Here is a 12,902-nt window from a genome sequence, read left to right on the forward strand (position 1 = left end):
GCGATTTTCCTTCGTAGCATTCGAGCCCCCTCCAATGTGCCTACAGCTCATCGGTTTTCAGGACTCTGAACATCCGCTGAAGGATGACGGACTCGTACGACTTGGGTCTTAGGCCACCCGGCCAAACAGCCATGACATGCGTAATGGTCCCGTAGGTGATGACCCCGGTGCCATGATCGAGGTATGGGGCACCTGGCCTCGATCGAGACCACCGGTAGCGACGTGCGCGACTGCCCTGACAGCGCGAAGGGCCGTCCCCGCGACGGGAACGGCCCTCCGAGGTGCCAGAACTCAGCAGGATTCCTTGTAGAAGTACTTCGAGTTGGCCGACACGTCGTCCTTCGTGATGGCGACGAGGTCCGTCTCGATGTTGCGCTTGTTCTCCTTGCCGTCGATCGCGGCCAGGGCCTGCTCGACGCCCTGCTTGCCGATCGTGGCGGGGTCCTGGGCGATCAGGGCCTGCACGGTGCCCGCCTTCAGGTCCTCCACCTGCTTCGGCGAGGCGTCGAAGCCGACCAGGTTCACCGCACCGGTCTTGCCCGCGTTGCGCAGGCCGGTCGCGGCGCCCTCGCCGCTGTTGAGGTTGGTCGCGAACACGCCGATCAGGTCCGGGTTCGCCGCCAGCGTCGCGGTCACCTTCGAGGCCGCGGTGGCGGGCTCGTTGTCGGTGTACTGCTGGCCGATGTACTTGAGGTTCGGGTAGGCCTTGATGGCGTCCTCGAAGCCCTTGGCACGCGCGTCCGTCGTCGACGTGCCCGCCTTGGTGTTGAGCACCAGCACCGAGCCGGACTTGCCGGCCGCGAGCTTGTTCAGCGTCTCGGCGGCGAGCTTGCCGCCCTGCTCGTTGTTGGACGAGATGGAGGAGACGCCGATCGAGGTGTCCTGGAGCTTCGTGTCGACCTCGACGACCTTGATGCCCGCGTCCTTGAGCTGCTTCATCGGGCCGGCCATGGCCTTGTCGTCGGTCGGCGCGATCAGGACCGCGGCGGGCTTCGACGCGAGGACGCCCGTGACGATCGGGGTCTGCTGGGCCGCGTCGAACTTGGCAGGGGCCTGCGTGTCGAACTCGTAGCCGGCGGCCTTCGCCGCACCCTCGAATCCGCACTGCATCGAGATGTAGAACGGTTCCGCCGAGATGCCGGGGATCAGCACCAGTTTCTTGTTCACGGCGGTGTTGCCCGAGTTCGAGTCACCAATCTGCCCACCCCCGCCACACGCGGCGAGCAGGAAAGCGGCTGAGACAGCCACTGCGGAGCGGATCTTCATTGGTCCAGCACCTTTCCTAACGTTGGTTGCGCGCCCGCCGCCGGGTCTGGTCCAGCCACACGGCGGCCACCAGCACGATCGCCACGGCGATCGGCTGCCAGAACTCCTTGACCCCGATGATCACGAGGCCCTTCTCCAGCACCGCCGGGATGAACACGCCGAAGACCGTGCCCAGCACCGAACCCATGCCGCCGAAGATGCTCGTCCCACCCAGGACGACGGCGGCGATCGCGTTCAGGTTGTCCGTCTCGTGGCCGGTGACGACCGCGACGCGGAAGAACGCGTTGCCCATGAACCCCGCGAGACCCGCCAGGGTGCCCGCGAGCAGGTACACCTTCGTCAGGTGGCCGCGCACCGAGATGCCGACGCGCCTGGCCGCCTCCTCGTTCGAGCCGACCGCGTACGTGTAGCGGCCGAAACGCGTGGTGGACAACAACAACGCGCCGAGAGCGGTGACGATCGCGGCCACGATCACGATGTTCGGGATGCCGAAGTACGTGCCGGAACCGAAGGTGGTGTTCAGCTTGTCCGGGATGCCGGACACGTTGGAACCGTTGTTCAGCAACAAGGCCGCGCCCTGCGCCGCACCGAACGAACCCAGGGTCACGATCAGCGGCGGGATCTTCGCCCGCGAGATCAGCAGACCGTTGAGCAGGCCCCAGGCCGCGCCGCTGACCACGGCGACCAGCAGGCCGAACGCGATCACGCCCCAGCCCGCGTTCGTCGCGTCGCCACCGGACACCGAGTTCATCGCCATCGCACTCGACACCGACGCGAACACCAGCACTGAACCGACGGACAGGTCGATGCCGGACGTGATGATCACGAACGTCATGCCGACCGACAGCACCAGCAGCACGGCGGTCTCCGCGAGCAGGAACTGCAGCGTGGTCACCTGGAAGATCGCGTCCGGGCGGATCGCGCCGAACGTGGCGACCAGGACCAGCAGCACCAGGCCGATCCAGAGCGTGTTCGCGCTGGTCAGACGCTTGAGCAACGGGATGCGCTGCTGATCCGGCAGAGTTGACAACGTTGTCTTCTCATCCGTCATTAGGCCGCGTCCTCCTGAGTGAGCGCGCCGGTCATCGCGCCGACGAGCTCTTCCACGCTGGTGTCCGAGGCCTTGAACCGGGCCACGCGCCGGCCGAGGCGCAGCACCTCGACGCGGTCGGAGACCGACAGCACCTCGGGCATGTTGTGCGAGATCAGCACCACGGCGATGCCCTCGTCGCGGACGCGCTTGATCACTTCCAGCACGCGTTCCCGTTGCACCACACCGAGTGCGGCCGTCGGCTCGTCCATGAACACGAGCTTCGACGCCCACGCCACCGACCGCGCGACCGCGACGGACTGGCGCTGGCCACCGGACAGCGCCGCGATCGGCACGTCGATGCTCTGCAGCGTCGCGCCGAACCGGGAGAAGTGCTCGGCGGCCTGCCTGCGCATCGCCTTCTTGTCCAGCACGCCCAGGAAGCCGAGGACGCCGGGCTTGAGGATCTCCCTGCCCAGGAACATGTTCGCGGCCGGGTCGAGGTCCGGCGCGACCGCGAGGTCCTGGAAGACCGTCTCGATGCCCCGGTCGCGGGCGTCGTTGGGGGAGTCGAGGACGAGCGGCTCGCCGTCGAAGAGCAGTGTGCCGCTGGTCGGCTGTTCCACCCCGGAAAGGCATTTCACCAGGGTGGACTTGCCCGCGCCGTTGTCGCCGATCAGCGACACGACCTCACCGGGATAAGCGGTGAACGCGGCACCGCGGAGAGCTTCCACGGTGCCGTAGTTCTTCGTGAGATCACGAGCCTCCAGCAACGGCTGGCTCACGGAATCACATCCTCCACAGTGGACAGTACGGGTGGTCGGCAGCGGATCGCCACCAGGTCACCGGTCAGACCGAGCTCGCCGGCCGCGTGCGGCACGACGACGGTGCTTCCCTTGTGCACCTCCAGCTCACCGAGCTGGCCGGAACCCTCCAGCACGACCAGCACGGCGAACGACGGCTCCAGTGCGAAGGAGCCCTCCACGTGCAGGCGGTCGGCCTGGAAGAACGGGTTCGCGTCGTGGCCGAGCAGATCGACCGACGGCGCCCACTTCTCGGACGTCTGGCGCACCAGCTCCTCGAGCTTGCCGCTCCAGCCCCGCCGGTCCACGCAGTCCAGTGCGACGTCGTAGCCGAGGCCGAGGTGGCCGATGTCGGCGTTGGCGAGGAAGCCCTGCCACTCCAGCGTCACCGAGAAGTCCGTGGGCTGCTGCAGTTCGACGATGAAGACGCCCTCGCCGATCGCGTGCGGCACGCCGGCGGGCACGAAGACCGTGTCACCGGGCCGGACGCAGACCGGGTTCAGCGCGTCGAGCATCGCCGAGGTGTTCTGCGTGGCGACCCAGTCCGCGACGGTCGCGGCGGGCACGTCGTCGCGGAATCCGATGTAGACGGTCGGGGTCGACCCCGTCGTGCCCACGACGATCCACGCTTCCGTCTTGCCGTGGCGGCAGTTCAGGTGCGAGGACGCGAAGGCGTTCGACGGGTGGCAGTGCACGGGCAGGCGCTGGCCCGCGTCGAGCAGCTTCACCAGCAACGCCGTGTCGCCGCCGAACTTGGCCGCGTGGTCCGCGCCGAGCCATCCCGTCGGGTCCGCTTTCACCGCGTCGCGCAGGAGCACGCCGTCTGGCAACGTTGTCAACCCGGCGTCGTCGCGGCCGTAGAGCGTCGTCGTCGACGCCACCCAGTCCTCGGGGCCGAAGTCGCCACTGGTGCCGCCGCGCAACGCGGCGATCGCCTCACCGCCGCGGTAGAACTGCTTCGGCTGGTTGGCGGGCAAGTTGACAGGCTGGTGGAGAACACCAGAACTCACGCGTGGACCTCCCCGGATCCTCGTGGCACCAAGCGCACCGGCAGCACGACGCGGCGCGGTGGTGAGTTGTCGCCGTCCAGTCGGGCGAACAACAAATCGGTGGCCGCCTTGCCGAGCGCGCTCGCGTCGTGCGCGATCACGGTCACCGGCGGCGACAACAGGTCGGCGAGTTCGAAGTCGTCGAAGCCCACCAGGGCGGGCCTTTCCGCGACGCCCGCGAGCGCGCGCAGGATGTACACGGTGATGCGGTTGTTGCCGGCCACGATCGCCGTCGCGGGCTCCCGCATGCTGTGCAGGCGCTGCAACGTGGTCCTGACGCTGCTTTCGTCGTGCGGCCCCATCGCCACGAGTTCCTCGTGGTAGCCGATGCCGGCCCGCACACAGCCCTCGCGGTAGCCGCGCAGGCGCTCGTTGGCGGTGAAGATGTCCGGCGCGTCCCCGAGGAACGCGATGCGGCGGTGCCCGTGCGAGGCCAGGTGCGTGACCGCCTCGACGGTGCCGCCGATGTTGTCCACCAGCACGGTGTCGGCCACGACGTCGCCCGCGGGCCGGTCCAGGAACACCACGGGCGTGCCCGCGCGCATCTCCGGTACCAGGTAGCTGTGCTGCAGGCCGGCGGGCACGATCAGCAGCCCGTCCACGCGCCTGCTGCAGAACTCCAGCGCCAGCTCGCGCTCGCGGCTCGGATCCTCGTCCGACGACCCCGAGATCACCTGTCTGCCACGCAAACGGGCGATCTCCTCGACAGCGCGCGTCACGCCGGAGTAGAACGGGTTGCCGACGTCTTCCAGCACCAGCCCGATCGTGCCGGTGGACGAGCCTCGGCGCAGGTTGCGGGCACTCAGGTTCCGCCGGAACCCGAGCTGGTCGATGGCCGCCAGCACGCGCTCGGCGGTGGACGGGTGCACGCCCGGCTCGTCGTTGACCACGCGTGAGACGGTTTTGATGCTCACGCCCGCGAGCCGCGCGACGTCGTTCATCGTCGCACGACGTACCTTGCGCTGACCGGCTACGGGCCCGCTGGGGGACAACGTTGTCATAGTGGGCGTATCTCACCCCGGCCTTACGCCCTTGTCAACCGTTTCCTGACCGGTCAAGGGCGTCGCCGATCGTCAACGCCCATGGCTCACAGCGCCGCCTGCGACGCGACGAGCCGGGTCATGTGCGAGGACGGCGTGACGCCCAGTTCGCGGTGCAGAAGGGCGCGGTACTGCTGGTAGTGCCGCAGCGCCGACCCGTGGTTGCCCTGGGCGAGGTGCGCCGCGATCACCGTCCGGTGCGCTGTCTCCCGCACCGGGTCGATGGAGATCGCGGTGAAGGCGGCCTCCAGCGCGGCCAGGTGCGCGCCGGCCGAGATGAGGTGCTGGGCGATCGCCTCCAGCGCGTGCAGCCGGACCTGCTCCCACCGGCGCCGTTCGGGGGCCAGCCAGTCGTCGGCCCAGTAGGGCAGCAGGTCCCGGGACAGCGCGCCGGTCAGGTCCTCCTCGGCGGGTGCGGCGGAGCTGACGACGAGGTGGGCCGCCTCGACCGCCCGGCAGAAGTCGACGGTCAGGGAGGGGGACAGCCGCAGCCGGTCCACTGAAGGCTCGACGACCGGCCGTTCCGTCGCCCGGCGCAGGTGCCACAGCGCCTGCCGCACGTTGGCGGTGGCGCGCTGCCTGCGGCACTCGGGCCACAGCTGCTCGGCGGCGGCCTGCCGGCTCACCCCGTCGCCGTGGTGGATCGCCAGGTAGGCCAGCAGCCGCTGCGCGCCCTTGGGCAGCACGACGTCACCGCATCCGGCGAGCAGCTCGAACCGGCCCAGCAACACCAGATGCGCGTCATCGGCTTCTCTCATCGCGGTCCTTCCCTCGGCCGTTCCGAGCATCACCCGGCCGCGTCTCCAGGGCATCTCTCACCCACCTGTCGCGGCGTCCCGCCGACAACCGGTCAGCGGTGGGTACTCAGTCGTGCGGACTTGACCACCACCCGGTCGGGAACGAGCAGCGACGGCGCGTCGCCGGTTCCCCGGCCGTTCGCCCGGCACCCGTAACGCCAATGGCCCAACGGAACCCGCTCGGCCCAGTCCAGCCCATCGAGTGACGCCGATGCGGCCGTGACAGCACGTCGTGCGTCGCGGCGACTTTCAGGAGACGGGGCCACCGGAGCGTGTGTCACCGAGGCCGAACCGGCCCCGACGACATCCAGCCCAGGAGCGCCACCATGACGGACGGACAGATCAAGAGCGTCGACATCAGGATCGCCCCGGAGGACCTCAAGACGCTGAAGGACAGCGGCTACAAGCTCTGCTTCGCGAAGAAGGTCAACGAGACCTACAACGTCGTCTGGCAGTCGGCCGACAGCTACCTCCACGAGAACACGTTCTCCTGGCAGCCGCTCTACCACCTCTTCGGCAGCAACACTTTCCAGGGCAACGTGAACGTGCGCGTCGCCACCAACGAGGTGGCCGTCGGCCTCGGCGACCAGTCGACGCTGGACAAGGAGGGCACCCTCGGCGAGGCGGTCACCGGCGGCCCGAAGACCGGCATCACGCTGGTCAACGACTTCGGCAAGATCCATCCCGGCCTGTCGGCGTACTCGACGGACATCAACGGCAACAGCACGACGACCCCCATCTACGTCGCCGAGAACCCGATCGTCTCGGGCAGCGACCTGCTCACCCCGGTGGAGGCCGTGCAGGTGTGGTTCGAACAGGACGTCTCCACGGGCACGATGTTCAGCGCGGCCAGGTCCAACGCCGTCGACATCGACCTGACCACGACCAACTCGGCGATCCGGCTCTACAGCGGTGGCGCGTGGACGACGCCGAAGTCCAGCGCGCTCTTCGTGGACCCGGTGACGATCCTGACGATCGTGGCCGGCCTGACCGCGGCCGTCATCGTCCACGACCTCGCGACGAAGATCGCCTCGAAGCTGACCGGTGTCTACAAGGACATCAAGGTCGACGTGACGGCGGCGGACGGCAAGAGCGTCAAGATCGTGTACAGCGAGCTGCCGCGCCTCACCGGGGCCCGGCAGGCCCAGACACAGCTGTTGCTCCTGAACCCGACCGTGCTCGACCAGCTCTCGGAGTTCGCCCTGGAGGCGTTCGCGCAGCTCGGCGTGGGGTACACGACGCTGAACGCGATGTCGGCCCGCTGATTCGCCGATGTCCGGAACTGGACAAGTGATCGTCATGGTCTTGACCTGGACCGTGTGCGCTCAGCGATGATCTGGTGACGGACAGCGTTCTCAGCCCACGCGGGTCCGGCGAGTAGGCCCCCGGGCCGGGGTGCGCATGCGGCGGCGGTCGCACCCCGGCCCGGTCCCTCACCAGCCGACCGGACCACCCGACCGGACCATCGGGCCACCCCACACCACCCCAAGATCCCAACTAGGGTGAAACCCGTGGACGCACTGGATCCCATTGAGTCGGTCAACACCTTCATCGGCACAAAGGACGAGGGCAACACGTTCCCCGGTGCGTCCATGCCGTTCGGCAAGGCGCATTCCAGCCCGGTCGGTTCCCACTACGCCGGCTACCGCTACGACGACCAGCAGATCCGCGGCTTCGGGCACTTCTTCCTGTCCGGCGCGGGCTGCTGGGAGCAGGGCGGCCTGGTCCCGATCCTCCCGGTCACGCAGCTGCCGCAGAACTTCGACCACAAGCGGTACGCCAGCGGCTACACGCACGACGGCGAGATCGGCAAACCCGGTTACTACAAGGTCAAGCTGGACCGGGACATCACCGTCGAGTGCACGGCGACCACGCGGGCGGGCGTCGAGCGCTACACGTTCCCCGGCGGCGTCCAGGGCACGCTGCTCGTCAACGTGGGCCAGGCCAACGACAAGGAACCGGTCAGCGCCAGTTCCGTCAGGATCGTCGGCGACCGGACGATCGTCGGAACCGTGGAGACGCAGGCGTTCTGCGGTGGCCGTCCGTACCTCACGCACTTCACGACCAGGTTCGACCGCCCGTTCACGCAGTTCGGCACGTGGGGTCCGACAGGATCCAGGCCGGGCCAACGGGATTCCGCCGGTGGCGCCGGGCTCAGGGGCGCCTGGGTGACGTTCGGTCCCGGCCCCGTCACGGCCATGACCGCACTGTCCCAAGTGGACGAACAAGGTGCGGCGAACAACCTGGAGATCGAGACCGGCGGCAGGACCTTCGACGACATCCGCAACGAGGCGCAGGAAGCCTGGCGCGCGGAGCTCGGATGCGTCGAGATCGAGACGGACGACTGGGACGAGCGCGCGGTCTTCTACACCGCGCTCTACCACGTGCTGCTCCAGCCGCTGACCGGCAGCGACGCGGACGGCAGGTACCGGGGCTTCGACAACCAGGTCCACCAGGCCGACGGCTGGACCTACTACGAGTACTACTCGCTGTGGGACACCTACCGCGCGCACAACCAGCTTCTGGCACTGATTCGCACGAAACGCTCGCAGGACATTGCGCGAAGCATCCTGGCGATTCACGACCAGGGCGGCTGGCTCCCGCGCTGGGCGTACGCGAACCAGGAGACGAACTGCATGACCGGCGACCCGGTCACGCCGTTCCTGGTCGACCTCTGGCGCTTCGGTCACCTCAAGGGCTTCGAAGAGCAGGCGTACCAGGCGCTTCTGCAGAACGCCGACGGCGTCCCGCCGCAGAGTTCCCGTTTCCAGGGCAGGTCCGGCAACCCGAACTACCTCGCGAACGGATTCGTCCAGTACGACAAGCGCTTCCCGAAGAAGGGTCAGGACACCGATCCGCACCACGGTGCGTCGGCGACCCTGGAGTACGCGCTGGCCGACGCCACGCTCGCGATCATGGCCGCGGAACTGGGCCACGCGGACGACGCGGAACGACTCCGCAAACGCGGCCTCAACCACCGCACCCTCTGGGACAACAGCGTCACGGACCGGGGCTTCACCGGCTTCCCGCGGCCGAAGCTGCAGGGCGGCGCGTGGCTCAGCCCGTTCACGCCGCAGGGCCCGGAAGGGTTCCACGAGGGCACGGCGTGGCAGTACCAGTGGCTCTGCCAGCACGACATCACCGGGCTGATCACGGCGCTCGGCGGCAAGGCGGCGGCCGAGGCGCGGCTGGACGACTTCTTCGCGTACCCCGACCTCTTGAAGGACCCGGCGAAGACCGTCCGCGAGAAGTGGGTCGTGGGGCCGTACGACTACTACAACCAGTTCAGGTACAACCCGAACAACGAGCCTGATCTGCACGCGCCGTGGATGTACGCGCTCATCGGCAAGCCGGAGAAGACGTCGGTGGTCGTGCGGGCCGCGCAGACGTTGTTCGTCAACGGGCCGGCGGGTGTCACGGGCAACGACGACCTCGGCACGATGTCGGCCTGGTACGTGTTCAGCGCGCTCGGCATGTATCCGGCCGTGCCGGGAACCGGTGAGTTCGTGCCCCACGCCCCCAAGTTCACGAAGGCCGTCGTCCATTTGGAGAACGGCAAGGACATCGTGATCAGGGCGGAGGCGGCCGACGTCACGAAGACGCAGGTGGTGCAGCGAATCCGCAGCGGCTGGCTCTCGAAGACGAAGGATCGGATCGAACTCGCGGAACTGCGTTCGGGGACCACGCTGGAGGTCGACCTCCGCACACTTTCCAATTGAGATGCCGAAACGGTCGTAGTCTCGTGCGATGGGCATCTGCGCGGGCTGCGGCACGGGCTTCGCGCCCCTGCCGTCGCGGGCGCGATATTGCTCGAACGCGTGCCGTCAGCGCGCCTATCGTCAGCGCTCCGCCGGAACGTCCACTGTGGTCGCGGAGCTGCCCGGCTACGACGACGCGTTCGTCGGCAGGGAGAGCGAGCTCGCGGAGCTGCTTTCGTTGCTGCGCAAGCACAGGATGCTCACGCTGGTCGGACCGGCCGGGGTCGGCAAGACGCGGCTCGCGGCCGAGCTCGCCGGACGTGCCAGACGCACCGAGGTCCGCACCGTCGAACTGGGCAGGCTGAGCCGGCCGGAGCAGGTGGTGCAGGCCTTCGCGGAAGCCGTTGGGGTGTACCAGCACGCGGGTGTCGCGCTGCGGACCACGTTGCTCCAGGAACTGACCGGTCGCCGAATCTTGCTGCTTGTCGACAACTGTGAGCATCTCGTCGAAGAATGTTGTGCCGTCGTGGACGCGCTTCTGTCGCGGTGCCCGCACGTGCAGGTTTTCGCGACCAGCAGGGAAGCGCTGAGATCCATCGGCGAGGTCGTCTATCCGCTGCACGGCATGGAAGCCGACGCGGCGAAGTTGTTCACCGAACGCGCCGGAATCAGCGGCGACCACGACGCGATCGCGGCGATCTGCGTGCGGCTGGACGGCCTTCCGCTGGCCGTGGAACTGGCCGCGAAACTCTCCGGATCGGTGCCGCTCTCCGAGCTCGCGGACCGCCTCGACCACCGGCTCGACCTGCTCAGCGACGCCGGCGAGCAGGTGCGCCACCAGAGCCTGCGGGCGGCCATCGCGTGGAGCCACGACCTGCTGACCGCGCCCGAGAAGGAGCTGTTCCGGCGGCTCGCGCTGCTGCCGGGCGGGTTCGGGCTGGAGATCGCCCAGGTCGTGCACGGGGGCGCGGTGATCGGCCTGCTCGCGGCGTTGCAGGCGAAGTCGTTGGTGGTGCGGGAGAACGGCCGGTTCCGGATGCTCGAATCGGTCCGCCTCTACGCTCAGGAACGGCTCGAAGAGCATGGCGAGCACGCGGTGACGGCCGAACGGATCGTCGAGTGGCTGTGCGAGAAGGGCGAACCCGCCGTCTCGTCGTCGATCCTCACGCCGGAGCAGGTGAAGGCGCAGCACCAGGAGTACGACAACGTGACGTACGCGTTCGCCCATCTGGTCGCTTTGAGCGACGATCGGCGCCTGATGCTCGCCACGATGCTGCTCAGGGTGTGCTTCGACCGCGGCTACTTCGCCGAGGCCGGCGCGGTGCTGATGCAGGTGCTGGACCAGTCGCCCGACGATGCCCGCTACCGGATCCTCGCGCTGGAGTACGCGTCGCTGCTGGCGGGCCACGACCAGCGGCACGACGAGGCCGTGAAGTACGCCATCGAGGCGATCGAGACCGCGGAGGCCGGCGGGCAGGATCTGATCATGTGCCGCCTGTTCCGGACGTTAGCGAGCGCTTACGACGGCATGGGCGACGTGGCGAACACCGCATGGGCGTTGCGCCGATCGATCCAGCACGGCGTGAGCAATGGCAACGACGTGAGTGTCGCTGTGTCCAGCCAGAACCTCGGCTGGCGGCTGCTCGTCCAGGGTGAGGTGGACGCCGCCGCGGTGCTGGTCGAGGGCGCGTTGCCGGTCCTCAGACTCCATGCACGGCAGGACGTCGTGGCCATCGCGGTGCACACGTCGGGCTGCATCGCGTTGGAACGAGGGGATTTGGCGGCGGCCGGCGCCCGGTTCGCCGAGAGCGCGCGGATGACGGCGACCACACCGCGGGCCGTGCTGGAGTCGGTCGAGGGCCGAGGCCTGGTCGCGATGCTGTCCGGGCGTCACGAGCTCGGCGTGCGGCTTCTGGCCGCCTGTCAGCAGATGCGCGCGACGTGGGTCGTTCCGTCCGAAACGTGGTGGCGGCGGAAGATCGACGCCGCGTTGAACTTCGCGCGGGAATCCTTGTCTCCAGCGGCTTTTCAACGGGCGCTCGGCGCCGGCCGGGCGATGGACGTGCGGCACGTCCTGGAAACCGCGCTGGACAAGGGGATCGTGCAGGATCCGGTGCTCAGCGACCGGCAGCGGATGGTCGTCGAACTGGTGGCGCACGGCTTGACGAACGCGCAGGTCGCGGCCAAGCTCGGCATCTCGCACCGCACCGTGGAATCCCACGTGCACAACGTGAAAACCGTGTTGAATCTTTCGTCTCGCGCGCAGCTCACGGCCTGGGCCCAGTCGCACTGACGCGTCCAACTGAGACGTAACGCTGCGGTTCATCCGGATGACTTCCCGCCCCCTGCCGTTCATTGTGAGTACAACGACGGAAGGGGAGGGGTGACGTGGAACCGTTCCGCCTGTTGCACCCCGACCTCGTGCCTCAGCAGCGCGAGTCGTTGCAGCACGCCGCGTCCACGCTCGTCCAGATGGGTCTGGACGACACCGTGCTCTCGGCGTCGCCCGTGCACCAGCGCCTCGCGCGCGTGGTGCTGGCGAGCAGCGGCGTCATCGAGTGGACGCCCGGCTACTGGGTCCAGGACGACGCCCTCGACGAGCGCTTCGGCGTCGTGCGGGTCGGCGGCGACCGCGGCGGGATCTTCCTCTCCGGCGTCCTGATCGCCTACCTCGACGTGCTGGAGAACGCCGCCAGGATGGGCACCTCGATCACCGAGGACTCCTGGCGCACCCTGCTCTGGGCCCCGACCGCGCTCTTCGACCACGTGCTGCGCCGCCCCCAGGTCGGCATGACCGTCGTGACGCCCGGCTGTGGCACCGAGGACCTGCCGTTCGAACGCACCCAGGCCGGCCAGCGCCTCTACATCGCGCTGATGCAGACCGTCCGGTTCGCCGTCAGCGGCGTCCTGCGCGCCCAGGACGACCGCACGCTCGTCGAGGACTGCGTGACGCTCGCGACCGCGTGCCTGCGCGCCGCGGCGGTGGCGCTCGCGTTCGCCTGCGACGTCCCCGGCGACCCGGCGCTGCCCGTCGTGGAGACCGCCGAGCACCGCTACCTGTGGCAGGTGATCAGCGAGGTCCGCACGGCCGTCCCACGTGCGCGCTTCGACCAGTTCGCGGCGGCGTTGCGACGGCTCAACGGCGTGTACACCGCCTGTCCGCTGCTGGTCGCGGGCGGCTGACCCACTTCGTCTCGACTTCGCTCCGACTTTCGTCTT

The 12,902-nt window shown here is 68.5% G+C and carries 10 protein-coding genes and 1 pseudogene; 5 read left to right on the forward strand and 6 right to left on the reverse strand.

From position 1 onward, the window contains the following. Window positions 1-291 precede the first annotated feature (291 nt). The 6 genes from OG205_RS39475 to OG205_RS39500 all read right to left on the reverse strand — a co-directional run bounded on the left by OG205_RS39475 (window position 292) and on the right by OG205_RS39500 (window position 5,946). Window positions 292-1,266 carry an ABC transporter substrate-binding protein gene (locus OG205_RS39475; protein ID WP_330272912.1) on the reverse strand — a complete coding sequence of 325 codons (975 nt, stop codon included), beginning with the start codon at window positions 1,264-1,266 and terminating at the stop codon, window positions 292-294. A gap of 16 nt (window positions 1,267-1,282) precedes the next feature. Then, entirely contained in the window at window positions 1,283-2,317 is a 1,035-nt protein-coding gene (locus OG205_RS39480; protein ID WP_442916650.1) for an ABC transporter permease, read from the reverse strand. Beyond that, window positions 2,317-3,081 (reverse strand): ATP-binding cassette domain-containing protein, encoded by a 765-nt coding sequence (locus OG205_RS39485; protein ID WP_330272914.1) that lies wholly within the window; start codon window positions 3,079-3,081, stop codon window positions 2,317-2,319. Before OG205_RS39485 ends, OG205_RS39480 begins: the two co-directional genes overlap by 1 nt. Beyond that, window positions 3,078-4,076 (reverse strand): class I mannose-6-phosphate isomerase, encoded by a 999-nt coding sequence (locus OG205_RS39490; RefSeq protein ID WP_330272915.1) that lies wholly within the window; start codon window positions 4,074-4,076, stop codon window positions 3,078-3,080. Before OG205_RS39490 ends, OG205_RS39485 begins: the two co-directional genes overlap by 4 nt. A gap of 29 nt (window positions 4,077-4,105) precedes the next feature. Continuing rightward, window positions 4,106-5,089, reverse strand: a complete 984-nt coding sequence (locus OG205_RS39495; RefSeq protein WP_330272916.1) for a LacI family DNA-binding transcriptional regulator — start codon at window positions 5,087-5,089, stop codon at window positions 4,106-4,108. Between the two features lie 146 nt (window positions 5,090-5,235). Next, window positions 5,236-5,946 (reverse strand): AfsR/SARP family transcriptional regulator, encoded by a 711-nt coding sequence (locus tag OG205_RS39500; RefSeq protein WP_330272917.1) that lies wholly within the window; start codon window positions 5,944-5,946, stop codon window positions 5,236-5,238. A 365-nt stretch (window positions 5,947-6,311) separates the two neighbouring features. Here OG205_RS39500 and OG205_RS39505 point away from each other — a divergent pair, with 365 nt between their 5' ends. From OG205_RS39505 to OG205_RS39520, 5 genes and pseudogenes are all read left to right on the forward strand, one after another. Further along, on the forward strand, window positions 6,312-7,250 hold the full coding sequence (locus OG205_RS39505; RefSeq protein WP_330272918.1) for a hypothetical protein: 939 nt from the start codon (window positions 6,312-6,314) through the stop codon (window positions 7,248-7,250). A 225-nt stretch (window positions 7,251-7,475) separates the two neighbouring features. Then, on the forward strand, window positions 7,476-9,704 hold the full coding sequence (locus OG205_RS39510) for a GH92 family glycosyl hydrolase (RefSeq protein WP_442916857.1): 2,229 nt from the start codon (window positions 7,476-7,478) through the stop codon (window positions 9,702-9,704). 28 nt (window positions 9,705-9,732) lie between these two features. Continuing rightward, window positions 9,733-10,245: pseudogene (locus OG205_RS46865) on the forward strand (AAA family ATPase); the annotation flags it as partial. A 1,494-nt stretch (window positions 10,246-11,739) separates the two neighbouring features. Beyond that, on the forward strand, window positions 11,740-11,976 hold the full coding sequence (locus OG205_RS46870; RefSeq protein ID WP_442916858.1) for a response regulator transcription factor: 237 nt from the start codon (window positions 11,740-11,742) through the stop codon (window positions 11,974-11,976). Between the two features lie 95 nt (window positions 11,977-12,071). Continuing rightward, complete coding sequence (locus tag OG205_RS39520; RefSeq protein WP_330272921.1) at window positions 12,072-12,866, forward strand: hypothetical protein; 795 nt, start codon at window positions 12,072-12,074, stop codon at window positions 12,864-12,866. Window positions 12,867-12,902: the final 36 nt, after the last annotated feature.

Origin of the sequence: Lentzea sp. NBC_00516 (genome assembly GCF_036346835.1) — a bacterium.
GTDB lineage: Bacteria > Actinomycetota > Actinomycetes > Mycobacteriales > Pseudonocardiaceae > Lentzea > Lentzea sokolovensis.